Source organism: Algoriphagus confluentis, assembly GCF_036245625.1.
In the GTDB taxonomy this organism is placed as follows: domain Bacteria; phylum Bacteroidota; class Bacteroidia; order Cytophagales; family Cyclobacteriaceae; genus Algoriphagus; species Algoriphagus confluentis.
The window spans coordinates 292,812-317,042 of the sequence record NZ_BTPD01000004.1 but is presented as its reverse complement, the minus strand read 5'-3'; the positions used below and the strand labels follow the sequence as shown (position 1 = coordinate 317,042).

Annotated in this window: 23 protein-coding genes; 13 read left to right on the top strand and 10 right to left on the bottom strand. The window is 45.4% G+C overall.

Annotated features, from left to right (window positions below; all coding sequences use genetic code 11):
• Positions 1–77 precede the first annotated feature (77 nt).
• The 5 genes from AAA943_RS07900 to panC form a co-directional block, all read right to left on the bottom strand.
• Positions 78–1,217, bottom strand: coding sequence for an acyl-CoA dehydrogenase (locus tag AAA943_RS07900; RefSeq protein WP_338223687.1), 1,140 nt, complete (start codon positions 1,215–1,217; stop codon positions 78–80).
• A 102-nt stretch (positions 1,218–1,319) separates the two neighbouring features.
• Positions 1,320–2,006: a zinc metallopeptidase gene (locus AAA943_RS07895; protein ID WP_338223686.1), complete on the bottom strand. Its 687-nt coding sequence runs from the start codon at positions 2,004–2,006 to the stop codon at positions 1,320–1,322.
• A 34-nt stretch (positions 2,007–2,040) separates the two neighbouring features.
• Positions 2,041–3,042 carry a lysylphosphatidylglycerol synthase transmembrane domain-containing protein gene (locus tag AAA943_RS07890; protein ID WP_338223685.1) on the bottom strand — a complete coding sequence of 334 codons (1,002 nt, stop codon included), beginning with the start codon at positions 3,040–3,042 and terminating at the stop codon, positions 2,041–2,043.
• On the bottom strand, positions 3,042–3,389 hold the full coding sequence (gene panD, locus AAA943_RS07885; protein WP_338220598.1) for an aspartate 1-decarboxylase: 348 nt from the start codon (positions 3,387–3,389) through the stop codon (positions 3,042–3,044). The genes AAA943_RS07890 and panD overlap by 1 nt, the downstream gene beginning before the upstream one ends.
• Before the next feature lie 24 nt (positions 3,390–3,413).
• Entirely contained in the window at positions 3,414–4,262 is an 849-nt protein-coding gene (gene panC, locus AAA943_RS07880; RefSeq protein ID WP_338223684.1) for a pantoate--beta-alanine ligase, read from the bottom strand.
• Between the two features lie 124 nt (positions 4,263–4,386).
• Between panC and AAA943_RS07875 the strand changes: the two genes are divergently transcribed.
• The 5 genes from AAA943_RS07875 to AAA943_RS07855 all read left to right on the top strand — a co-directional run bounded on the left by AAA943_RS07875 (position 4,387) and on the right by AAA943_RS07855 (position 10,288).
• Entirely contained in the window at positions 4,387–5,199 is an 813-nt protein-coding gene (locus AAA943_RS07875; RefSeq protein WP_338220600.1) for a glycogen/starch synthase, read from the top strand.
• Positions 5,200–5,209: 10 nt separating this feature from the next.
• Complete coding sequence (locus AAA943_RS07870) at positions 5,210–6,529, top strand: DUF4270 family protein (RefSeq protein WP_338223683.1); 1,320 nt, start codon at positions 5,210–5,212, stop codon at positions 6,527–6,529.
• Between the two features lie 122 nt (positions 6,530–6,651).
• The gene (glmS, locus tag AAA943_RS07865) at positions 6,652–8,493 is read left to right on the top strand and encodes a glutamine--fructose-6-phosphate transaminase (isomerizing) (protein WP_338220602.1); all 1,842 of its coding nucleotides are present in this window, start codon (positions 6,652–6,654) and stop codon (positions 8,491–8,493) included.
• A gap of 123 nt (positions 8,494–8,616) precedes the next feature.
• Positions 8,617–9,690 carry a peptide chain release factor 1 gene (gene prfA / locus AAA943_RS07860; protein ID WP_338223682.1) on the top strand — a complete coding sequence of 358 codons (1,074 nt, stop codon included), beginning with the start codon at positions 8,617–8,619 and terminating at the stop codon, positions 9,688–9,690.
• A gap of 73 nt (positions 9,691–9,763) precedes the next feature.
• Positions 9,764–10,288: a GNAT family N-acetyltransferase gene (locus AAA943_RS07855; RefSeq protein ID WP_338223681.1), complete on the top strand. Its 525-nt coding sequence runs from the start codon at positions 9,764–9,766 to the stop codon at positions 10,286–10,288.
• Positions 10,289–10,301: 13 nt separating this feature from the next.
• Here the strand turns inward: AAA943_RS07855 and AAA943_RS07850 are convergent, their stop codons facing one another.
• Entirely contained in the window at positions 10,302–11,540 is a 1,239-nt protein-coding gene (locus AAA943_RS07850; protein ID WP_338223680.1) for a cystathionine gamma-synthase family protein, read from the bottom strand.
• A 206-nt stretch (positions 11,541–11,746) separates the two neighbouring features.
• A complete protein-coding gene (locus AAA943_RS07845) occupies positions 11,747–14,575 on the bottom strand; it encodes a YCF48-related protein (RefSeq protein ID WP_338223679.1) in 2,829 nt (942 codons plus the stop codon).
• Positions 14,576–14,713: 138 nt separating this feature from the next.
• Here AAA943_RS07845 and AAA943_RS07840 point away from each other — a divergent pair, with 138 nt between their 5' ends.
• The 6 genes from AAA943_RS07840 to AAA943_RS07815 all read left to right on the top strand — a co-directional run bounded on the left by AAA943_RS07840 (position 14,714) and on the right by AAA943_RS07815 (position 20,505).
• Positions 14,714–15,367 carry a Tll0287-like domain-containing protein gene (locus tag AAA943_RS07840; protein WP_338223678.1) on the top strand — a complete coding sequence of 218 codons (654 nt, stop codon included), beginning with the start codon at positions 14,714–14,716 and terminating at the stop codon, positions 15,365–15,367.
• A gap of 33 nt (positions 15,368–15,400) precedes the next feature.
• Positions 15,401–16,357, top strand: coding sequence for a formylglycine-generating enzyme family protein (locus AAA943_RS07835; RefSeq protein ID WP_338223677.1), 957 nt, complete (start codon positions 15,401–15,403; stop codon positions 16,355–16,357).
• A 20-nt stretch (positions 16,358–16,377) separates the two neighbouring features.
• Positions 16,378–17,691, top strand: coding sequence for a Gfo/Idh/MocA family oxidoreductase (locus AAA943_RS07830; RefSeq protein ID WP_338223676.1), 1,314 nt, complete (start codon positions 16,378–16,380; stop codon positions 17,689–17,691).
• Between the two features lies 1 nt (position 17,692).
• Positions 17,693–18,607 (top strand): hydroxypyruvate isomerase family protein, encoded by a 915-nt coding sequence (locus AAA943_RS07825; RefSeq protein WP_338223675.1) that lies wholly within the window; start codon positions 17,693–17,695, stop codon positions 18,605–18,607.
• Positions 18,604–19,605, top strand: coding sequence for a WD40/YVTN/BNR-like repeat-containing protein (locus AAA943_RS07820; RefSeq protein ID WP_338223674.1), 1,002 nt, complete (start codon positions 18,604–18,606; stop codon positions 19,603–19,605). Before AAA943_RS07825 ends, AAA943_RS07820 begins: the two co-directional genes overlap by 4 nt.
• A gap of 165 nt (positions 19,606–19,770) precedes the next feature.
• Positions 19,771–20,505 carry a 1-(5-phosphoribosyl)-5-[(5-phosphoribosylamino)methylideneamino]imidazole-4-carboxamide isomerase gene (locus AAA943_RS07815; protein ID WP_338223673.1) on the top strand — a complete coding sequence of 245 codons (735 nt, stop codon included), beginning with the start codon at positions 19,771–19,773 and terminating at the stop codon, positions 20,503–20,505.
• Between the two features lie 227 nt (positions 20,506–20,732).
• Here the strand turns inward: AAA943_RS07815 and AAA943_RS07810 are convergent, their stop codons facing one another.
• Positions 20,733–21,095, bottom strand: coding sequence for a hypothetical protein (locus AAA943_RS07810; protein ID WP_338223672.1), 363 nt, complete (start codon positions 21,093–21,095; stop codon positions 20,733–20,735).
• 72 nt (positions 21,096–21,167) lie between these two features.
• Here AAA943_RS07810 and AAA943_RS07805 point away from each other — a divergent pair, with 72 nt between their 5' ends.
• Positions 21,168–21,506 (top strand): tRNA-binding protein, encoded by a 339-nt coding sequence (locus AAA943_RS07805; protein ID WP_338223671.1) that lies wholly within the window; start codon positions 21,168–21,170, stop codon positions 21,504–21,506.
• On the opposite strand, the gene AAA943_RS07800 is transcribed toward AAA943_RS07805, so the two are convergent.
• Entirely contained in the window at positions 21,507–21,833 is a 327-nt protein-coding gene (locus tag AAA943_RS07800) for a Rieske (2Fe-2S) protein (protein WP_338223670.1), read from the bottom strand.
• Positions 21,834–21,934: 101 nt separating this feature from the next.
• Between AAA943_RS07800 and AAA943_RS07795 the strand changes: the two genes are divergently transcribed.
• A complete protein-coding gene (locus AAA943_RS07795; RefSeq protein WP_338223669.1) occupies positions 21,935–22,678 on the top strand; it encodes a hypothetical protein in 744 nt (247 codons plus the stop codon).
• Positions 22,679–22,837: 159 nt separating this feature from the next.
• Here AAA943_RS07795 and AAA943_RS07790 read toward each other — a convergent pair whose 3' ends face one another.
• Positions 22,838–24,172, bottom strand: coding sequence for an amidohydrolase family protein (locus AAA943_RS07790; RefSeq protein WP_338223668.1), 1,335 nt, complete (start codon positions 24,170–24,172; stop codon positions 22,838–22,840).
• Between the last annotated feature and the right edge of the window lie 59 nt (positions 24,173–24,231).

Below are 24,231 nucleotides of genomic sequence, written 5' to 3'. Positions count from 1 at the left end.
TTTTCAAAAAGTCAAGAAAATAAAAAAAAGGGCATAATTTATTTCAATTATACCCTTTTTGTATGGGATTGATTTGATTATTTCAACACACCTCGAGAGATGACGATTCTCTGAATTTCAGAGGTGCCTTCATAGATTTGGGTGATTTTGGCGTCTCTCATCAGTCGCTCTACATGGTATTCTTTTACATATCCATAACCTCCATGCACCTGAACCGCTTCTACGGTCACATTCATAGCTACTTCCGAAGCATACAGCTTGGCCATGGCCGAAGCATGGGCGTAGTCTTCTCCCTGATCTTTTAGCCATGCGGCTTTGTAAACCAACAGACGGGCTGCTTCGATCTGTGTAGCCATATCGGCAAGCTTAAACTGAATAGCCTGATGCTGACTGATGGGTTTGCCAAAGGCTTTTCGCTCTTTGGAATAGGCCAAAGCCAATTCATAAGCTCCGGCAGCAATTCCCAAGGCCTGGGCAGCAATTCCTATTCGTCCTCCATTGAGGGTCTCCATGGCAAAGGTAAATCCGAATCCCTCGTCTCCGATTCGATTGTCTACAGGTACTTTGACATCGGTAAACATAAGCGAGTGCGTATCTGATCCACGGATGCCGAGTTTATCCTCTTTTTTTCCTATTACAAATCCTTCCCAGCCTTTTTCCACGATGAATACGGAAATGCCTTTGTGCCCTTTTGAAGGGTCGGTTTGGGCGATGACTAAGTAAATACTTGCCGTGTTCCCATTGGTGATCCAATTTTTGGTACCGTTGAGCAAGTAGTGGTCACCATGGAGTTCTGCAGTGGTCCTTTGTGAGGTGGCATCTGATCCGGCTTCGGGTTCAGAAAGGCAAAAAGCCCCGATCAATTCTCCCGTAGCCAGTTTGGGGATGTATTTTTCTTTTTGGGCATCGGAGCCGTATTTTTCCAAGCCCCAAAGTACTAAGGAATTGTTGACAGACATGGAAACGGAGGCAGAGGCATCGACTTTGGAAAGTTCTTCCATAGCCAATACGTAGCTGAGGGTGTCCATTCCTCCCCCTTGGTATTTGGGGTCGGTCATCATGCCCATGAAGCCCAATTCTCCCATTTTTCGGATTTCTTCGGTAGGAAATTTGGCCTCGGTGTCCCGCTCAATCACTCCGGGAAGTAGTTCACTCTGAGCAAATTCTCTCGCTGCTTCCCTTACGGCCAGATGCTCTTCGGTCAATTGAAAATTCATAGAGGTAGTTAAATTATTGGGTGATATATTCTCGGCGAAAAGATAGCCAAAAAAAGAAAAGGGGCAAAAATGCCCCTTTTGTAAACTGTTCTTTTCTTAGGATTAATCTCTGTTTCCGAAGAAAATGAAGATGTAATAAGCCAAAGTAGCCAAGGAGGCCAAAGCAGCTACCACATAGGTCATTGCAGCCCATTTGAGGGCATCTTTGGACATGGCATATTCATCACGGGTGACTACGTTTCTGTTTTGTACCCAAGCTAGAGCTCTGTTTGAGGCATCAAATTCCACAGGAAGGGTGACCAAAGTGAACAGGGTCATCACTCCATAAGAACCCACCACGATATATCCGATCAGTGGGACAGGAAGTCCGAGTGCAAAGCCTCCGAAAAGAGATGCAATCAAAACGACATTCAGTATTTTACCGGAGATGTTCTGGATAGGAACCATGGCAGAACGGAAATTGAGCCAAGTGTAGGAAGTCGCATGCTGTACGGCGTGACCGCATTCGTGAGCGGCTACAGCGGCTGCGGCGGCATTTCTACCATAGAACACATCCGGAGAGAGATTCACGGTTTTGTTCATGGGGTTATAGTGGTCGGTCAGTTGACCTTCCACACAGACCACCTGCACATCATGAATATTATTGTCTGCAAGCATGAGCTTGGCTATTTCAGCACCAGAGAGATTGGCCTGAAGAGGCGTCTGAGAGTACTTTTTGAATTTGCTTTTCAGTCTGCTGCTGACCACAAATCCTAGGATGGCAAATACAACTACGATGAGTATTATCATGGTTTAGGTAATTTATTCGGGATTGAATACGAAGTTAGTCCTTGTCAGGTTTAATCCAAGCGGGAATTCTCATCATCTCCAGCCAACTTATCAGACCCAAAATCAACATAAATACGAGTTGGGTTCCATGAATAATGGCGGCGAAGATTTTTCCGTCTGTCTCTGACACTCCCAACTGGATCAAAATGTACGCCACGAGTGCATGAAAGGTCCCAATCCCCCCTTGCACAGGGGCTACCATGCCAATACTCCCCATAACCATGACTAAAAGGACTTCTCCCGGTGTCAAATTGGCAGTACTTTCTATAGCCAGCGAAACAAAATACATGGTGAGAAAATAAATGACCCAAATGGCAACCGATGTGATCCAGAATCCGGCAGGATTGCTCATTTGGGAAATGCTTTTCACTCCGGAAAAGATCTGCCTGAAAAAGCCCTGAAGCTTGTTGATCAAGCCGTGGTTTTTAAATTTTCGGAAGAGAAAGTAGAAAAACAAAATCAAAACAACCCCTCCTCCCAGAACTATGGGAAGGTTGTTCCCCAGTTTTTCTCCTAAAGAATCCACATTGACAAGGCCTGAAAAGAGCTCCAGAAAAAGTTGGTTTTCAAATAGGAAGGCCAATGCGATGGTGCCAACCAGAAAGAGTAAGTCGATACTCCGTTCGACAATGACTGTTCCCAGCAGATGCCCCAAGGAAACTCCATTGGTGCGGGTGAGAATCCCACAGCGGGCGACCTCTCCGGCTCTGGGCACGAGGAGATTGGCCAAATAGCCCACCATGACTGCATGATAGGATCGGGTTGGATTGATAGGAATTCCCTCTTCTTTAGAGATCAACAGCGTCCATCTCCAGCCTCTCAGCCAAAATCCAACCCAAGAGATCAGTAAAGAACCACCAATCCAAAACCAATTGCTTGTCTGCAACTGATTCCAGAGGCTGGAAGCGTCGATATCTTTATACAAAAACCAAAAAATCCAAACAGCAATCCCCAAAGAGATTGCGATTTGGATTCCTTTTTTCAGTGTTGGGTTCATTAGATTAGCCTATTCCTTTCATCTGGAAAGATAAGGACGGGTTGGTATTTTTTGGCTTCTTCCAGTTCCATTCCTGCATAGGAAATGATGATGACTATGTCTCCCACGGCGGCTTTACGGGCTGCGGGTCCATTCAAACAGACCTGGCCGCTGCCTCTTTCTCCTTTGATCACATAAGTTTCCAGTCGCTCCCCGTTGTTGACATTGACGACTTGGACTTTTTCATTTTCGATCAGATGAGCTGCGTCCATGAGGTCCTCATCAATGGTAATCGACCCTACGTAATGAAGCTCCGCTTGGGTGATTTTCACCCGGTGGATTTTGGATTTAAGAATTTGGATTTGCATTGGTTTAGTTTTTCCGGCGCGAAATTAAGGAATTATCGGCAGGTTGTCGATCAATCGGATTTCTCCAAGGTAGGCAGCTACACAGATGGAGGATTTTTTCTCCGGGTTGAATTCTGTCTGACTTTCAAATGTATCGGGGTGGACCAATTCGAAATAATCCAATTTGGCTAAAGGAACCTGCTGAAAATCCCTTTCGATTTCTTTTTGGACCTGAAACCATGATTTTCCATCAAAAAGTTCTCTTTTGGCTTTTTCCAGACTTTGAATGAGGATTAGGGCTTGGATTCTTTCCTCAGGATTTAATCTGAGATTTCGGGATGACATCGCCAATCCATCTTCCTCTCTGCGGGTAGGCACGATTTCCAGTTCGATGGGAAATGAAAGGTCCCGAACCAATCTTTTGATGATGGCAACTTGCTGAAGGTCTTTTTGCCCAAAAAACGCAACATGAGGTCGGATAAAGTGAAAAAGCTTGGACACTACGACACCCACACCATTGAAGTGGCCGGGCCTGAATTCACCTTCCAGGACTCGCTCGACATCTCCAAAATCCAGCTTGAGCTCGGCTTTCTCGGGATATATTGTGTTTACCTCTGGGACGAATACGTAATCTACCCCTGCGGATTCCAGTTTTTCCAAGTCGTCCTCTAAGGTATTCGGGTATTTTTTAAAATCTTCCGGATTGTTGAATTGGGTAGGGTTGACAAAAATGGACACTAGGGTGGTGTCTGTGTTTTGCACCGATTTTTGAACCAAATCCAAGTGCCCTTGATGCAGTGCTCCCATGGTGGGAACAAACCCTATTCTTTCGTTTTTCTGGAGGTGACTGAGCCATAGCGGATTCCACTCGGCGGGGGTATTTATTCGTTTCACGGGAAGGCAGTATTTCGGCCAAATTGGGGCAAAACTAGATTAATATCCAGAATTACAAGGCTTTTAGGCTTTTTTTTATTACCTTTGTGCCGTTGTTTATCACTTTAATTAAAATCCCACAAGTATGTCCAAACTACGTATTCTCTACGTCGCCAGTGAAATCAACCCTTTCTTACAAACTTCTGAAGTAGCCAATTTCTTACGAACTCTCCCTCAAGCCATGCAAGAGCGTGGAATGGAGATCCGTATTTTGGTTCCAAGATTTGGGTTGATCAACGAAAGAAAAAACCGACTTCATGAAGTAGTGAGGCTCTCCGGGATCAATATCGCAGTAGGCGAAGAGGAAAAACCACTCGTCATTAAGGTGGCTTCCATCCCTAATGCCAAGCTTCAAGTGTACTTCATTGACAATGAAGACTATTTCCAAAGAAAAAGCGTTTTCCATGACAAGCAGGAGAAATTCTACGAAGACAATGATGAGAGAGCCATTTTCTTCTGCAAAGGGGTAATCGAAACTGTGAAAAAGCTCGGTTGGGCTCCGGATATCGTGCATTGCAACGACTGGATGACTTCCCTGATTCCGATGTATCTGAAGACTACCTACAAAAATGATCCGCTATTTAAAGACACCAAAACGGTCTTCGGGATATATTCCAATGGATTTTCCCATACCTTTGGCGACGATTTGTTAAACAAGGTTAAGATGGTGGACATCGATGACACTATTTTAGCACCTTTGAAGAGCAAAGACTTCACCGGATTCATCAAGTTGGGTATGGAATATGCCGACATGGTCATCAAGGGTCAGGATGTCTCTGCCGAACTAAACCAACTCATCGAGGATTTCTCAAAAGACAAAAAGTTTGAAATCAGTATTGAAGAAGAGCAGCAAGCTCATGAAGAGTTATACGGCATCTACACCAGTCTCGCCGGTTAAATGGGCCTTAATGGCCCTCATTTCCTTTATTTTCCTCAATTCTTCCTGCAGCGATCCTTCCCGGATCGGTATCGAATTAGCTCCTGATAATAACCAAATCGGTGTTTTTTATCGGGAGTTTGCTTTGGATGCCCAAATGATTTTGTTGGACTCGTTCAATACGACCAACTCTACCATTTTGCTGGCAGGTCATGAGCAGGATGATTTGTTTGGAGTGACCGAAGCTACTGCCTTCAGTAGAATGTTTTTGGACGTGACTGAGGACAGACCTAGAAACGATGCCATTTTGGACTCGACCTTCTTCAGTCTGGACGTGGTCAGTGTCAATGGTTCTAATCTCGATCAGCCCAAGAAGTATTCTGTTCATCAGCTTACTGAGCCGATTTTGGATACCCTGTATTACAATTTTGATCGGCTGGATTACCAAACGACACCTTTCGCAGAGGTAGAAGCGACCTTTGGAGAGGTGAAGGATACTACTTTGGTGTTCCCTGTGGACGAGACCTTTGCAGGTGATTTCTTCGTCAGACTTAGGAATTCCCGTGAATTCCAGACTCTTTTCGAATTCAGGGATTATTTTCCAGGTTTTGCGTTGCAAGCTCGTGAGGGGGATAATACTTCTATTGGAGTTGCATTGGGGGGAAATACCAGCCTGACCTTTTATTTTCACTATGCAGGGGATACCACGGCTACTGCTTTTTCCATTACCACCTTTTCTTCAAGAAGCTTCAATGGTGTGAAATCTGATCGTTCAGGCACTCCCTCACAAGTCATTGTTGATCGGGGAAAAACCTACGATGTAGGCCCAATAGTCGGAATGAAATCGGGATTAGCTATGGCCCTGAAAGTGGATACCAGTCCAATTGATGCTTTCTTGGATACGCTCAGTGGCGTGACTTTCAATCAGATCAATCTGAATATAGGTCCTATAGAGGCACAGGATGAGGATAACAATCCCATTTCTGCCATGGTGATGAAATTCATCGATTCTGAAAACAGAATTTTGCTCAGTTCACTTCCGGCCAAAAATGAATTGCATGTCCAAGGTGACGGACAGCCACAGGTAATTGAGGATGAGAATGGGAATATGGTACCCAATAATTTCTTTGCCTCGGCAGCGGTCCTTCAGTACGATTCGGAGAATAAAGAATACCGGACCCGAATTACTTCTCATGTCAATGCCATCTTTAGGGGGCAGCTTCAGCGACAGGATTGGTTATTGTTTGCTGAGACTCCAACTCAAGGAATTGAGTTTAGAAGGTCCATGCGCCAATACAAGATCAATAAGGATAAGATCAAGGTTCAGGTGATTTACTCCAGAACTAGGTAAACAATCGATTTCAAAGAAGTCCCAATAATCCACTTTCTGATTTTATGGAAGTGGATTATTTTTTTTGGCACGAAACCTGTTTCTTTGCGGAAGTATAATTCAACTTTTAAGAATTTTTCATTATGTGTGGAATAGTTGCGTACGTTGGGCAGCAGGAAGCTTTGCCTATCATTCTCAAAGGCCTTCGAAGACTGGAGTATCGAGGCTATGACTCCGCTGGAGTTGCACTCTTGGATCAAAATGGGCTAAGTGTTTATAAAAAGAAAGGTAAAGTGGCTGAGTTGGAGAATTATCTCCAGAGTAATGGACAGCTTCAATCCAAGATAGGAATCGGCCATACCCGATGGGCTACCCACGGAGAGCCAAATGATGTCAATGCCCACCCGCATTACTCCGCTTCGGAGCGTTTTGCGATGATTCATAATGGGATCATTGAAAATTATGAGGTATTGAAAAAAGATCTTCTTCAAAAGGGATACACTTTTCAAAGTGAGACCGATACCGAGGTTTTCGTCAAATTCATCGAAGATATCTATGTCAACAATCAATGCTCACTTGAAGAAGCGTTGAGATTGGCTCTGCACAAAGTGGTTGGAGCCTATGCGATCGTGCTGATCAATATGGAAGAACCGGATACGCTCATTGCAGCAAGAAAGGGATCTCCATTGGTGATTGGGGTAGGGGAAGACGAGTATTTCCTGGCTTCTGATGCAACCCCGATTATCGAATACACCAACAAGGTAGTTTACTTAGACGATTATGAAATTGCCGTGATCCGAAATGGTGCGCTTCAAGTCAAAACCATCGAAAATGTTCATACCAACCCCTACATCAATCAGTTGGAGCTGGAATTGGAGGCAATCGAAAAAGGGGGTTACGAGCACTTCATGCTCAAGGAAATCTACGAGCAGCCCAAGTCCATCGCAGACTGTCTGAGAGGAAGGCTTGATGCGAAATCCGGAAGACTGGTGTTGGGCGGTCTGAGAGATTACATGAATAAGTTTCAGAATGCCGAGCGAATCATCATCACTGCCTGTGGAACTTCCTGGCATGCAGGCTTGGTAGCAGAGTATCTTTTTGAAGAGTTTGCACGGGTTCCAGTGGAGGTAGAATATGCCTCTGAGTTCCGTTACAGAAATCCTGTGGTGAATGAGAAAGACTTCGTCATCGCCATTTCCCAGTCCGGAGAGACAGCAGATACTTTGGCTGCAATTGAGTTGGCCAAATCCCGTGGCGCTACCATCTTTGGAGTTTGCAATGTGGTCGGTTCATCCATTCCCCGAGCTACTCACGCTGGTTCTTATACCCACGCAGGACCTGAGATCGGTGTGGCCTCGACCAAAGCCTTTACAGCTCAAATTTCCGTATTGGCCATGATGGCCTTGAAGCTGGGTTACCAAAGAGGGACTTTACCGGAAAACAAATATATCCAGCTCCTTCATGAGCTGGCTGCCATCCCTTCCAAAGTAGAAAAGGCGCTCCAATCCAATGAACTGATCAAGTACATTTCCGCAGAATACAAAGACGCCCGAAATATGCTTTACCTGGGTAGAGGGTACAACTTCCCGGTAGCGTTGGAAGGTGCGCTGAAGCTAAAGGAAATTTCCTATATCCATGCAGAGGGATATCCTGCGGCTGAGATGAAGCACGGCCCTATCGCTTTGATTGACGAAGAAATGCCGGTGATTTTTATTGCCACCAGAGATAGTTCCTACGAAAAAGTGGTGAGCAATATCCAAGAGGTGAAAGCCAGAAAAGGCAAAGTGATTGCTGTAGTCACGGAAGGTGATACTCAGGTAAAAGCTATGGCAGACCATGTGATCGAGATTCCAGAAGTTCATGAAGCCTTTGTTCCTTTGGTCGCGGTGGTTCCTCTTCAACTTTTCTCTTATCACATCGCTGTGATGAGAGGCTGTAATGTGGATCAACCTAGGAACCTGGCCAAGTCCGTGACCGTGGAATAAATCCCATTTTCGAAAACTACTTGCAAAGAGCCTGATCAAACATCAGGCTCTTTGGCTTTGAATGGGCCACCCATCCTCTTCAAGAATAAATTTCCTTACTTTTGCGCAGCCAAGAAAAAACCCATGCTCGATAAATTACAAGCCCTTAAAGAACGATTTGAAGAAGTAGGTCAATTGATCATTTTGCCGGATTCTATGTCGGATATGAGCAAATATGCCAAGCTTACCAAAGAGTACAAGGACTTGGAAAAAATCGTGGCGGTCTACGAAGAATACTCCCTAGTGCTGCAAAACATCGATAGCTCAAAGGAGATCCTGGACAAAGAAAAAGATCCTGAATTCCGGGAAATGGCCAAAATGGAACTGGAAGACTTGCGGGAGAGGAAAGAAAAGCTGGAGGCCGAATTGAAGGAATTGCTTATTCCAAAAGATCCCAATGATTCCAAAGACTGTATATTGGAAGTCCGGGCAGGAACTGGAGGGGATGAAGCGGCTATTTTTGCGGGAGACCTGTTTCGTATGTATGAGCGTTTCTGCGAAATGCAAGGCTGGAAATTGACTGTCCTGGATTTGACTTTTGGTACAGCTGGAGGCTACAAAGAAATCATTGCCACAGTATCCGGAGCGGATGTCTATGGGATGCTAAAATATGAGTCCGGTGTACATCGGGTTCAACGTGTACCAGCTACCGAATCTCAAGGCCGAGTGCATACTTCTGCTGCTTCTGTGGCAGTACTACCGGAAATGGACGAAGTAGAGGTGCATCTGGACATGAATGATATCCGAAAAGATACCTACTGCTCTTCAGGTCCAGGAGGTCAATCCGTCAATACGACCTATTCGGCTGTGCGATTGACTCACAATCCCACCGGGCTGGTGGTGACCTGTCAGGATGAAAAGTCACAGATCAAAAACTTCGAAAAAGCCCTAAAGGTCCTGCGTTCAAGACTCTATGAGATTGAGCTGGCCAAGCACAATGAGTCTGTTGGGGCTCAGAGAAAATCCATGGTAGGCAGTGGTGACCGTTCGGACAAGATCCGGACTTACAACTATCCCCAATCCCGGGTCACCGACCACCGAATCAACAAAACAGTATACAATCTCCCCGAAGTGATGGACGGACATATCGAGGAATTCATCTCTGCGCTAAGAATGGCAGAGAATTTGGAGAAAATGCAGGCTGGAGGAATTGAGTAATCAAATCTCGTTTGTCTTACCAAGGGAAACCTCCTATATTGAACTATTCAAGCCCCATAACCGCTGTACTTTTATGATCATTTCCGGAGAAAGAGACATCAATTTAGTTACTTGGAATGAGTCTCATTTCCATCAGCTGTACCCACTCGCCAACAATCCCAAGATTGCCATGAATCTTCGGGATAGCTTTCCTCAGCCTTATACCATTCATGATGCAAGGCATTGGATAGAGCATAATCAAAAGTTTAATCCCCCGCAAAACTTTGCCATTGAATTTGAAGGAAAACTGGTCGGTGCCATCGGTTCAGAGCGGGGCAAAGACGAACTGAGAACCAATGTGGAATTGGGCTTTTGGGTAGGTGAAGCCTATTGGGGAAAGGGAATTGCTACGGAAGCGGTAAAACTTTACACCAAGTATATCCTGGAGAAGTTTGATATCGAGCGGATTTTTGCCCAAGTCTATGATTTCAACGGGGAATCCATGAGCGTACTGGAAAAAGCCGGCTACATTCCAGAGGCTATTTTGAAAAAAGCCTACATCAAACGAGGGAAAATAGGAGACATTTTCCAGTACGTGGTCATTAGGGATGAGGAATAACTCATCCCTTTTTTTATACCTGATTCAGTGCCTGCTCTATATCCCAGATTAAGTCTTGATAGTTTTCCACTCCGATGGATAGCCGGATCAATTTTTCAGAGATTCCCAGGTTTTTTCTGTCTTCTTCACTCACATCACTATGCGTCATGGCAGCAGGGTGTTCGGCCAGGGATTCTGTACTACCGAGAGAAACAGCCAAATGGAAAAGTTTGAGTGCATCCAGGAATTTGAAGGCCTCTTTTTCCGCACCTTTGATGTCAAAAGAAACCATCGCTCCAGCGCTGGTCAGTTGGTTTTTGAAGATGCGGTATTGGTCACTTCCGGGCTCCAAATGGCCCAGGTAATGTACTTTTTCCACTTTGGGGTGACCAGCTAAAAAGTCAGCTACTTGGGATGCGTTTGCAGCCTGCTGGGTCATGCGTACTTTCAAAGTCTCCAAACTTCTCATCAACAGCCAACCTGTCCACGGCCCTGCCATATTCCCCAAAAAAGTCCGTAAAGTGAGGACTCGCTGCATCAAGTCTGCATTGCCCAAAACTGCTCCCGCAATCAAATCCGAATGTCCACCGATGTATTTTGTGGCAGAGTACAAGACTAGGTCAGCTCCTAACTTGAGGGGGTGTTGCCAAAGGGGGCCCATATAGGTATTGTCCACTGCCACATATACTGGGGAATCTTTTGTTCCTAGCTCATCGGCTATTTCCCTGCATAGGTTTAAGTCGAATAAGGCATTGGTGGGGTTGGCGGGCGTTTCAACATAGACAAGTTTTACGCCTTTATTTCTTGCCTTTTTTAGAATTTCTTCTTTTGAATCTCCGGGTGAAAAACCGATTCCCTTGATTCCGTACTGAGGAAGTACCTTATTGATAAAGTGGTCTGTACCACCATAGACGGGCATACTGTAAAGTAGGGAATCACCGGGTCTGAGGAATTCAAATAGTACAGTAGAAATAGCCGACATGCCGCTCTCGAATACTGCACATTTCTCGGCTCCATCCCAAAGGCAAAGTCTTTCCTCCAATATTTGAAGGTCGGGATTGTTGAGTCTTGAATAAATGAGTCCCGGTTGCTCATCCGGATTTTTTTCTCTTTTGCCATAGGCCAATTCAAAAAATTCCTTCCCTTCCTGAGCGGATTTAAATACGAAGGTGGAGGTTTGAAAGATCGGGCATTTTATAGCTCCTTCAGATAGCTCAGGCTTGTAGCCGTAGGACATCATCAGGCTTTCGGGTTGAAAATTTCTTGGGTTCATTGGGCTTATATTTTGAACCAAATGAGAGAAAAGTTTTGGATAAAACAAAAAGCTGTATCCAAATAATGTTTTGATTATTATCCCTATACAAAATGAAATTCGGAATAAATAAAAATTTTATTGATAAAATTCTAATATTGCAGAATAAAATTTGGTTAGGGTAGTTATAAATTTACCCGCTCCGATTAAAATTTTTTAAAGGGAAATCACAAAACCAAAATCTTTTCTTGCATGAAGCCCTGTGGACCGACAAAGCGCAGCAGGAGGAGGCCTCTTGGTAAGTTTTCGAGGAATAGAATACGTTCACCCTTGAAAATCGGTCGCTCTTGGATCTTTTGCCCTGAACCCGTATACAGCTCCAAAGAGGTCCATTGGTCCAATTCGGGGGATTCAAGGGTAAGATTGCCTGTAAAGCTGGGATTCGGATAAATCTTGATTACTCCCCTTGGTTCTTTTCCTGTGACGGAGGAAATGATATCTACCTTGACCGGCAGCACCTGTTTAGGTCCGAAATTACATGCGTTTTGAGCTTCTACACTGACCTCGAAGTTCCCTTCGGATTCCCAAATTATCTGGATTTTGCCTGAACCTTGGCCAGAAAGAATTCTTCCCCCTCCGGATAAGGTCCATCTGTAGTCCAGACCCGGTAAAACGGGAACTTCATAGCTTTGCTCTCCTAAACCGACGAGAACTTCTCCTTGAATTTCATCTGGGATTTCAGGGCGGATAGCTACTTGAACTGGGGTAATCAATTCGGTGGATTTGCCGCAGAAGTTTTCCTGTATCAATTGGATGCTTTGCAATCCCTGGCTTGTCCAGCGAACCTGAATCTGATTTGTTCCCTGCCCGGTGACCACTTCTCCTCCGCTTACCGACCAGATGTAAGTGACTCCGGTACGGTTTGGCAGGGAATACGTAGTAAGCTCATCCAAACAGACACTGCCTAAACCAACGAGCGGAGTAGTATTGGAAGGAGTGTCAGATACCAAGACTTCCAAAAATGAGGTTTGCCCGGCGCCGCAAAAGTTGGCACGACTGACCAAAACCGCATTTCTGCCCGGAATAGTCCACTTGACTTCTATGGAATCGGTGCCTTGCCCGCTCAGGATTTCTCCACCATCGACTCTCCAAAGTATTTCGGAGCCGGCCTGTGGAGACTCGGAGATGCTGTAAGTAGTAGTCTGCAGGCAGGAAGTGCTTATTCCTGCGATCTCGCCCAAATTTCCCGCTGGGGGAACGCAATCGTAGCCAATCACCGTTCCATCGTCTCCTACTGCAAAGGCTCGATTGGGATTGACCGCAAAGACAGCATGAAGGCTTCGTCCAGTTCCGGCATCCACCTTTCTCCAAGACTCACCACCATCAATACTAAGTAGGAAAAGGCCATTTTCACCTACAATGAATCCATTTCCAGCACCAAAAAAATCCACCCCCAGTAAGTTTTCTTCGGTTTCTACCTCTATTTTTCTCCAGGTTTTGCCCAAATCTCTGGTTCTTAGGATTGTTCCTTTTTTTCCGACTACCATAGCAGAGGAGTCGTTGATTTGGGTTGAAAAAAGCAGATCTTGGACAGTCCCGGATTCCACTTTCTGCCAAGTATTGCCTGTATTGGATATGCTGATGTACCCTTGCCCTCCCACTGCCATGGCATTGGTGAGGTCAAACCCCAAAATATCATGAATGGTTTGGTTGGTGTTGGTAGTCCCTTGTTGGAACAGTTCCCAAGAGCTGCCACTTGTTCCCGAGGACCGGGCAATGAGGCCGGTTTCTCCACTCAAATAGGGGAATTCAGGAAGGAATAGATGAAATCCCCTCACTCCTTGGGAGGAGGGCAAGGACAAGTCAACCCAAGCTTGTCCTGCATTGGAAGTTCTGAATATTTTGCCTCCGTCGCCTCCCACAAAACCATAATTGGTATTCCAAAAATCGAGGCTTCTAATGGTGATTTGCTCAGGCAGTGCTCTTTCGATTACGGTGAAAAAGGAATTGGAGGTAACAAAAAAGCGCCCTCCCGTTCCTCCGGTAAGGGCATAGGTGTTAGTCAAGAATTCCAGGGAATAAAAATGGACCCGATTTCCCAAAAGTCTGTTGGCCCAACTTCCTCCTGAATTATTGGAAAAAATGGAATAGCCATCCTTACCCACGGCATACACTACTCCCAATCCGGGCTTAAATGAAAGCCCGGAAATTCTTCTTCCCAGCCCTTGGGCAGGGGTATTGATTCTGGAAAAGGTAAGGCCTGAATTGGTGGAGCGGATTATAGTATTATCCGAGCCTGAGATGACAACAATCCTTTGATCCAGAGGGCTGATGGCCAGCTGATGAAAGTCTACCAATACCGGGGAAATTACCTGGGTCCAGTTTTTACCTGTATCTAGCGAATAAAGAATCTTACCTCCTTCTCCAGCAGCGAAGACCCTTCCTGTAGGAGCAATCTCAATGGTCTTTAAGCCTTCCGTTATGCCTGTAGAAAGTGTTTCCCAACTTACTCCTCCATTTAAGGTTTTGGAGATCTTGCCTTGATCACCGCAGATAAAGCCCAAGCCATTTTGTTGGAAGGTGACCTCGTTTAGACTAGATGTGATACCGATATCAACAGAAGCCCAATTCTGACCGGCATTTTCTGACCTGAGGACGATTCCATCTTCGCCAACCACAAAAAGGGTTTCTTCTCCTGATTTTTCTATGCTGAGCAAATCCTTGGCTGTACCCGACGGGACAGCAATCCAAGATTTCCCCCCGTCGATAGTTCGGAATATCCTTCCCGCTTCACCTACTGCAAATCCAAGATTTTCATTCAAAAAAATCACATCATTGAATCGAAAATCAAACTCCTGTAAAACCTCTTTCCAGGTCAATCCTCCGTCTTCAGTGAAGGCAATTAATTCCTCTCCAACGATAAAACCCCGATTTTCATCTATCCAGGCTAAAGCCTCAAAATCCAAACCCCAGCTCTGCATTCTTGTGAATGTCTGTGCTTGTCCAATTGTGGCAGAAAAAATCAGAATAAAAAGAAGAGAGTAGAATTTACGCATGGAGCCTAGATACTTCTTGGGTTGAATTTACACCTAAATTCTTTGAAAAATATTTTGCTGCATAAAATCCACTGAATCTTTGATTTCGTTTCGGATGAAGCCAAGAATAGATTAATTTAAGTCGTAAAATAGAATGTGATGAGAAAAATAGCGAAATATTTTCTGGTTTTGATTGGCTTTACTTCCTGCGGAGGAGGGGAAAGAGTTTCTAAGGAAGTATTTGAAGAGGTCAATAAAAACATGGAGGTAAAAAAGCTTTCCGAGGCAGAGATTCTGGAGGAGGCCATGATTTGGGGGGATTCGATTTCCACAGAAGCTCAAATGGAATTAATATCCCAGCTTCAAAATGCCATCTCAGAAAGAGGAGTACCCGGAGCTATTGAATTCTGTAGCGTAAGTGCATTTCCAATCCTCACCGAAGTAGGGAAGGTCCACGGAGTAGCTATCAAGCGCGCATCCAATCGGTACAGAAACCCTGCTGACCAGCCAGACCCCCAAGAACAGCCCATTTTGGAGGCCTATGAATACAATGCGGAAAATGGAATTAAAAGTGATCCCAACATCCAAAAAATCGAAGGCGGTGAGGTTTTCCTTTACACCAAACCGATCGTAATTCCCGGCGGACTTTGCTTAAGCTGCCATGGGGATCCCGGAAGAGACATCAATTCCGAAACCCTTGCAAAACTGGCTGAGCTTTATCCGCAGGATCAGGCCAAAGGGCACCAAGTCGGAGATCTGAGAGGAATGTGGTCCCTGAGAATTCCCAAAAAAGAGGTAGTAAAAAGAATGTGATCCCCCCCGAATAAATAACTGTTGTTCTCTTCCATGAAAAAAATCTGGATTCTTGTCTTTTTTTCCTTCCTGAGCTTCCGGCTCAATGATCAGTTGGATTTTGAAGCCTATGCTCAGAAAATTGCCGGTACTTCTTTGGAGTTCCAAATGGTCCCCATCCCCGGAGGTTCATTCAAAATGGGCTCCGATTCCCCTGATTTTTCAGATCAGAATCCTGCTCATGAGGTCAAGATTGATCCGTTTTGGATCGGTGCTCATGAAGTCACTTGGGATGTGTTTGAGCTTTTTTTGGATAAAAATTTTGAGGAAAGCATGACTGAGGGGGGAGTAGAAGCCCAGGTTGATGGGTTGACCCGGCCAAGCTTACCCTATTTGGATATGACTTTTGGTATGGGCAAAGAAGGAAAACCTGCGGTGGGTATGACTCAATACGGAGCAGTTCAGTTTTGTCATTGGCTGTATCTGAAAACAGGAATCTTCTATAGACTTCCTACCGAGGCGGAGTGGGAGTATGCGGCAAGGGCTGGATCGAACACCCGCTTTTTCTTCGGTGAGGATAGCCAGGAATTGGATTCGTATGCTTGGACTGCTTCCAACAGCGGCGAACAAACACACCCTGTAGGAACTAAAAAGCCGAACCCTTGGGGTATCTACGATATTTATGGAAATGTGCAGGAGTGGACGATAGACCAGTACGATCCTGAATTCTACAGCAGGTCACCCAAGGACAATCCGGTAAATAAGCCGGCTAATTTATATCCGCATTCGGTGAGAGGAGGAAGTTTCAAAACACCGGAAGATCAAATCGGATCTGCTTACCGGTCGGCTTCTGATCCGTACTGGAAACGGATTGACCCGCAGATTCCCAAAAGCCAATGGTGGTTTCCAGAGGCACCGTTCATGGGTTTGCGGGTAGTGAGGCCCCTGAACCCTCCTTCTGATGCTGAGATTCAGGCCTATTTCAATCAAGAACCCATCGCTGATTATTGACAACCTAAAACAACCTACATATGAAAAATCTGAATTCCCGAAGGGACTTTATCAAAGCATCCGCCTTGGTGACTGGTGGGATGATGGCCCCTTCTTTCCTCGTACCCGGTGCTTTTGCCGCTCCGGACAATCACCTGAAGCTGGCCGTTATCGGATGCGGAGGAAGAGGAACCGGTGCAGTCTTCCAGGCATTTGAGACAGGCCATCCTATCCAATTGGTGGCTATGGCCGATGCTTTTCAGGACCGGTTGGACAATAGTTACAAAGCCATTTCCACCAAATACGGATCGGAAAAAGTCAAAGTAAGTCCGGATACCCTGTTTGTAGGATTTGAAGGATACAAGCAAGCTATTGCCATGGCTGATGTGGTCATTTTGGCAGCACCTCCGGGATTCCGCCCTCAGCATTTTGAAGAGGCGGTGAAGCAGGGCAAGCAGATTTTTATGGAAAAGCCGGTGGCCACGGATGCTGTGGGTATCCGAAAGGTTTTGGCGGCAGCCGAAGAGGCAAAGGCTAAAAAGCTCAATGTGGTCGTCGGACTTCAGCGTCACTATCAAAACAACTACAGGGAAGTCATCAAAAGAATCCATAACGGAGATTTGGGCGAAATTACCGGTGGACAGGTCTACTGGAATGACGGGGGTGTATGGGTGAGGGAGAGAAAACCTGAGCAGACCGAAATGGAATACCAAATGCGAAACTGGTACTACTTCAACTGGCTCTGCGGGGATCATATCGTGGAGCAGCATGTCCATAATATTGATATTGCCAACTGGGTAAAAAATGCCTATCCGGTCAAAGCTGAAGGTACCGGCGGTCGTCAAATTCGAACAGGAAAAGACCATGGCGAGATTTTTGACCATCATGTGCTCACCTTTACCTATGCAGATGGTTCGGTAATCCACTCCGAGTGCCGACACTTCCCCGGTGCATCAAACCGGGTAGACGAAAGCTTCCAAGGCACCAAGGGAAAAGTATATCTCAGTGCGGGGAATCACGGCATCATGACCGATTGGAAGGGGAATTCCATTTATACCCATGACCGGGAAAATCAACCCAATCCCTATCAGCAAGAGCATGATGAGCTTTGGGCTGCTTTGGTAAAGGGAGAATATAAGTTTGCCGATGCAGAAAATGCAGCCAAGTCGACCATGACAGCTATCATGGGAAGATATGCCACCTATTCTGGCAAAGTCCTTACCTGGGAAGAGGCCATGAATGGTTCTGTGGATCTTTTCCCTGAAAAACTGGCCTGGGATGCCCAGCCTAAGCTTTTGCCGAATGCCGATGGATATTATCCGCATGCAATCCCTGGAAAAACTCAAGTAATCTGATATGGAAAGAAGAGGATTTATCAAAAGAATGGGGCTCGGGACAGCTCTTTTCAGCGCTGCCGGAGCGGTCAGTATTTCTGCGCTGGCAGAGGAAAAAAGGAAAGCAGCTCCCTTCAAAATGGATTTTGCCCCTCATTTTGGCATGTTTAAAAATCATGCGCCGGGAGGAATGGTGGATGAGCTGAAGTTTATGGCTGATCAGGGATTCCGTTCACTTGAGGACAATGGACTTTTGAAGCGCACCGTAGCGGACCAGGAATTGATAGGAAAGACCTTGAATGATTTGGGTATGAGAATGGGCGTGTTTGTGATAGATGGAGGAGACAACTGGAAAGTCTCACTGACCACCGGCAAACAGGAATTTTTGGACACTTTTCTGAAAACCTGTAGGGATTCTGTGGAGGCTGCCAAGCGGGTCAATGCCAAATGGATGACTGTGGTGCCGGGATATTTTGAGAGAAATCTTCCCATGGGGGTACAGACGGGCAATGTGATTGAAGCTTTGAAAAGAGGCGCTGAGATATTTGAACCTCACGGCCTGACTATGGTTCTTGAGCCCCTGAGTGATAATCCTGACCTTTTTCTCCGTCATGCAGATCAGACCTACATGATTTGTAAAGCAGTCGGAAGTCCATCCTGCAAGATCCTTTATGATATTTACCATATGCAGAGAAATGAAGGAAATCTGATTGCCACCATGGAGAAGACCTGGAGCGAGATCGCCTACATCCAAATCGGGGATAATCCGGGCCGAAAAGAACCGGGAACCGGGGAGATCAATTATTCCCATGTGTTTCAATGGGTGAACAATAAGGGTTTTGATGGAATCTTGGGGATGGAGCATGGCAATGCGCAGCCCGGAAAAGAGGGAGAATTAGCCCTGATTGAGGCCTATAGGAAAGTAGATATTTCATGAGAATACTTTCATTTTGTCTCTTATTTCTCGGGATATCCAATTTTCTTTTTAGCCAAAGCCCAAGCTGGGAAGAGTTTCAAACTCCTGTAACTTCTTCCCTGCGAGGGCTTTCCCCTGTTTCCGACCAAATCTGCTGGGCAAGTGGAAGCGGTGGCACTTGGCTGAAGACCAGAGATGGAGGTAAAACCTGGGAAAACGGAGTTATTGCTGGTTTGGACACGGTGGATTTTCGATCCATTTACGCTTGGGATGAGCTCCATGCTGTGGTAGCATCTGCCGGACAGCCTGCTTTAATTTACCGGACTGAGGATGGAGGAAAAAGCTGGAACCTTGTCCATAGGGAAGGAGAAGAGGCCTTTTTTGACGCAATCTATTTTTCGGGGGATGTAGGTTATGTTTTGGGAGACCCTGTGGGAGGAAAGTGGATGATTTTAGGGAGTTCGGATAGAGGAAAGACTTGGAGACCTTTGGAAAATTTGCCTGCAGCATTAGATGGAGAGGCCGCATTTGCTGCAAGTTCTTCCTCTTTGATTTCGACTACTGAGGAGGTGATTTTTGCTACTGGGGGTACTTTCAGCCGTCTGCACCTATATTCTGTTCTGGATAAGTCTTGGACTGTCCAGGACCTCGATCTCATGGCCCAAGGGGAAAGTGCAAAAGGTGTTTTTGCCATTTCAGGGGCCAAATATGGGCTTATTTTGGTGGGAGGAGATTATACACTACCAGACTCCAGAGAAGGCAATGCAGTTTTGTCGTTGAGGTCTGGCTTCAGAATTCCTAAGGTTTCTCCCCTAGGATATCGATCAGGAGTAGCTTATTGGAAGGGAAATAAGACCGTGGTTGCGGTGGGGCCCTCCGGATCAGACTATTCCTTGGACATGGGAGATACTTGGATTTCGTTTTCTAAAATCGGTTTTCATGCGGTCAAATCCTCCATAGATCAAGGTGTAATTTGGGCCTCAGGATCGGGTGGGAGAATTGGAAAATTGAGATTATGATTATTTTTTGAATGGTTTATTGATAATTTTTAGGCTCCAATGGCTTTTTGATTTAAAAAATGAATCATTTCTACAAAAATTGCAGTTAGGATCATTTTGGGATTGTATATTTATCCTCTGCACTGAAAAAAGCTCTAAGTCTTAACCTGAAAAATAATTTAACCCATGTTCGAGATAATTCCATCTATTTGGCTAATCAACGGAAAATGCGTACGCCTCAAAAGGGGGGATTTTTCCACTGAAGAAGTCATATCCAACAATCCCTTGGAGATTGCCCAAGCGTTTGAAGGAATAGGGATTAAGCGACTTCATTTGGTGGATTTGGATGGAGCAAGGAGGGCTGAGCCAAAAAACTACCACATCCTTGAAGCAATTACAGGATATACTGACCTGAAAGTGGATTTTACCGGAGGCATTTCCACAGACGGAGATGTGATCAAGTGTTTTGAATTCGGGGCCAAGACGGTTACCATCGCTTCAGCTGCAGCCAATCACCCCGAAAGATTTGCGCAGTTTATTCTCTCTTATGGTAGAGAAAAAATCAACTTAGCGGCGGACACCAATCCCCAAGACCATAAAATAAAAATCAAAGGTTGGCTGAAGAAAACCGAGATTGACCTCTTTGATCATATTGATTATTTCTATCAGCGTGGACTGAAGTTCCTCAAATGTTCGGATGTAACCAGAGACGGTGTGATGGAAGGTCCAAATTTTGAATTGTATGAGGAGATCCTTAAAAAGTTTCCCACAATCAATTTGGCAGCATCCGGTGGTGTTCGAAATGTGGATGATTTCCGAAGACTCAGGGACATGGGCGTTCACGCAGCAGTATTCGGAAGAGCTTACTACGAAGGAAGAATGAGTATCAAGGACCTTGAGACTTTTTTGAAGGAGAATTGAAAAGAATGGAAAAAATGCGATTGTTCCCATTCATGCCTTTAAAGAAAATTTCTGGTGAAATTAAGTTGAAAATCATCCACGGATGGCAGTCAAACCTTCCAGGTACCTCCGGATAGGTATTTACCTAAAGGTCGTTTTTCTGAAAGCAAAGGGGAAAGCAATGGAAAAAATAAACCCGCAAAGAGGATTTTTCTTTGCGGGTTTTTAATTTTTTAAAACCTTGGATTTCAATCTGCCCTTTGGTTATTCTCTTTAAATTTATCCACCACGTATAAAAATAGATTAAACGACAGGGTGGAGGGAGATTCGGTTTTTTTTGCCTCTTTTTCGGAAGCTTCTTTTTTGACCGGAGTCGAAGTCTTTACAATAGGTTTTATTCGGGTACCCTCAGGCGCAAGAACGGTTGAAATGTCTTGAGTGGAAGATGCATCCTCTGCTGAAGACGGCCTGTCCATGATTCTGGGTACATTCTCCTCTACTTTTTCCTGTTCACCTTGGGCGAAAGCTTCCTGAGAAAATGAAACCATCCCAAAAGAGACCAAGCAAAACAAACCGAAACTTTTTAAAAAGGTGGTGTTTGTCTTTGACATCATAAGTTGGATTTACCTTTATTTAACTGGGGTAATTGAGAAAGGTTTGTAAAATTAGCAAAAATTTTGGCTATGCAAACGATTGACCTAGAAGATTTCGACAAAGTGGATTTGAGAGTTGGAACGATAATTCAAGTAGAAAATTTTGAAAAAGCGCGAAAACCTGCCTATAAAATTTGGGTTGATCTGGGCGAGGAATTGGGAGTTAAAAAGTCCTCCGCACAGGTCACTCATTGGTATACTCCGGAGCGTTTGATTGGCAGACAGGTGATCTGCGTTTGTAATTTTAAGCCAAGACAAATCGCGGATTTTATGTCCGAAATTTTAATCACAGGATTTACTGCTGCCGAGGGAGGAATTATCTTGGCATCGGTGGAAAGGCCCGTGCCCAACGGAAGCAAATTGCATTAATCATTGGGGGATGGTGATGGTGAGTCCATTTTCGCCTAAGCTACAGGGATAAACCTCCATTTCTCTGCAATACCCACTTTTTACCTGCCCTGTTTTTAGGTCAAACCGATACTGATGCAAGGGACAGATGATTTCTTCTTTTGAATTGGTGAAAGCGGTGAGTAGAGAAGCGCCTCGATGGGGGCAAAACGGTTCAAAGGCATAAATTGTATCCTTCAGCCTAAGGACAGCCACCTCTTTATCCCCAAGCCGAACCTTTTTGATTTTCCTCTCCGGGATCATTTCCCAAATGTCTTTTTTACTGTTTCCCAGCTGAAACTCCCTCATTTCTTCCTGCTTTAGGCCAGAATTTTCCGATCACCAAATTTCTTTTGGATTTCTGACTCCGAATCGGGAATTTCAATAAAACAATCTAAAAAGCCTTAGCCATGAAAAAATTAATTGTTTTTCCGCTTTTGTTCTTGTTTGCCTGGGTTAATGGACAGAGCCTGGAAGGGGCTTGGAAATTGACAAGCCAAAACGGCAAAGCCGTTACGGAACAGGAATATATCAAGATTTACCAGGATGATTATTTTGCCTTTGGGGTAAAGAATGTTAGTGACAATGCATTTATCGGTGCAGGCGGAGGACCTTACGCCTATGCCAATGGCAAATACTCCGAAACCTTGGATTTTTTTACCCTCAATCCACTTCAGGTGGGAACTACGACTCCCTTCAAAGCAGAGCTTGCCGGTAATAAACTGACCCTATCGGCTGATACCAATAATGGGATGCTGGTGGAAGTTTGGGAAAAGATTTCCAGTGATGAGGATGCTTTGACTGGCAACTGGGTGATTACCGGACGTAAAAGAGATGATCAGATTTCCCGGTCTACTCCAGGAGCCAGACGCACCATTAAAATCCTCAGTGGAGGCAGATTCCAATGGGTAGCCTTCAATTCCGAAACCCGGGAGTTTTCCGGAACCGGAGGGGGTACTTACACTGCAAAGGATGGGAAATATACCGAAAACATTACCTTTTTCTCCAGAGACAACAGTCGGGTAGGAGCCAGTTTGGGTTTTGATTTCGAGGTCATCGATGGAGAATGGCATCACAGCGGCTTGAGTTCTACCGGAATGCCAATCTATGAAATCTGGACACCTTACGCGATCGGCTATACACCAGCCAAGTGAAAAAAACTCAGCAAAGTGAAGCTTGATTTTCATTTCTATATCAGTCCAAAAGCTGTCTCCTAAAAGAGGCAGCTTTTTCCTTTTAATTTATCCCGGTTGCGCCCGGTACCCTGAGACTGACCACTGAGACTGATCCCTGGAATGGCCTGTTGGGACTGATCATTTCACCTGCTTCCCATGCTTCATCACCAGATCCACGTCCTGTAGCAGGTTGATGTAGCGAAGTACGTCCCCACGCACGGCGATGATGTCGGCGTATTTTCCTTCAGAGATCGTCCCGTAGTCCTTGTCCACTTTCATGGCTACCGCAGGCCAGTAGGTCGCCGCCTTAATCGTCAATAAGGGATCCATCCCAAACTGATTCACCCAAACATCCAATTCATTCCAAGTGCTTTGACTGTGGAATTTCATCGGAATGCCGCTGTCTGTTCCTACCAGCATCACGACTCCACTTTCTTTCAGTTGAGCAAATTTGCGGGTGAGGGTAGGTTTTCTTACGGGAGTAAGTTGGAAATAGGACATTCTCCCAGGGTATCTCAAAGAAGCCCGAATATCTCTGATAATCGAATCCGGTAATCCTAAATGCCAAGAGGGATCGTCCAGCTTTTCGGGATTGTCGCGTACGTATTCGTAATTCCAAAGGCCCTCCACGGTTGGCGTCCAGAAAAGTGGACCCAAATTCATTTTGGCTGCCCGCTCTTTCATCATCCGCATGATGTCTTCGGGATATTCCGGCGCCGAACTCAAGCCTGTGTGCTCAAAATTATCCACACCAATTTGCAATCCAATGCGGATTTCGTCCGGACGGTGGGAGTGGCCTACGACCATTTTACCGTATTTGTGCGCTTCATCGACCACGGCCTTGGCTTCCTCTAGGGTCATCTGATCCTGATCGATCAGCTTGATCACATCGACTCCTGCATCGATGAGTTTTTTGACTTTGGCTCGGGCATCTGCGGCCCCATTCACTCCCCAGCGGAAGGCTTCCGTGCCGGGATAGGGTGCTTTTTGGATAAAAGGGCCAGATACATAAATGGTTGGACCCTGGATCTCACCTTGGTTGATCTTTTCCCTAACATTAATACTTGCTTCTAATGGAGCCCCCAAATCTCTGGCACTTGTGACTCCAGCCATTAATAATTGATGCGCAGAAGAAGGCATGATGACTGATTCCAATACGTCCAAATAGGTCGTGTCCCAATGGGTGTAGTCGCTGTGTCCATTGAGCATCAGGTGCACATGCATATCCCAGAGTCCAGGAAGCACGCTCATGCCTTCGGTGGAGATAACTTCTGCACCTGCCGGGATTTCCAGGCTTCCGACTTGCCCCACAGCTTTGATCCGCTCGCCTTCGACAATAATGACCGAATTGCGAATCGGCGTACCTCCAAATCCGTCGATGAGGGTGCCACCGACAAGGGCTTTGAGGTTTTGGGCAGAGGCTTGGATTGAAAGCAAATACAATAGGCCGAGTGTAAGTATTCTAATCTTCATATCAGTAATAGGGAAGGTGATAATGATCAAAAAGGTAATGATTTTGCCTGTTTAATTTT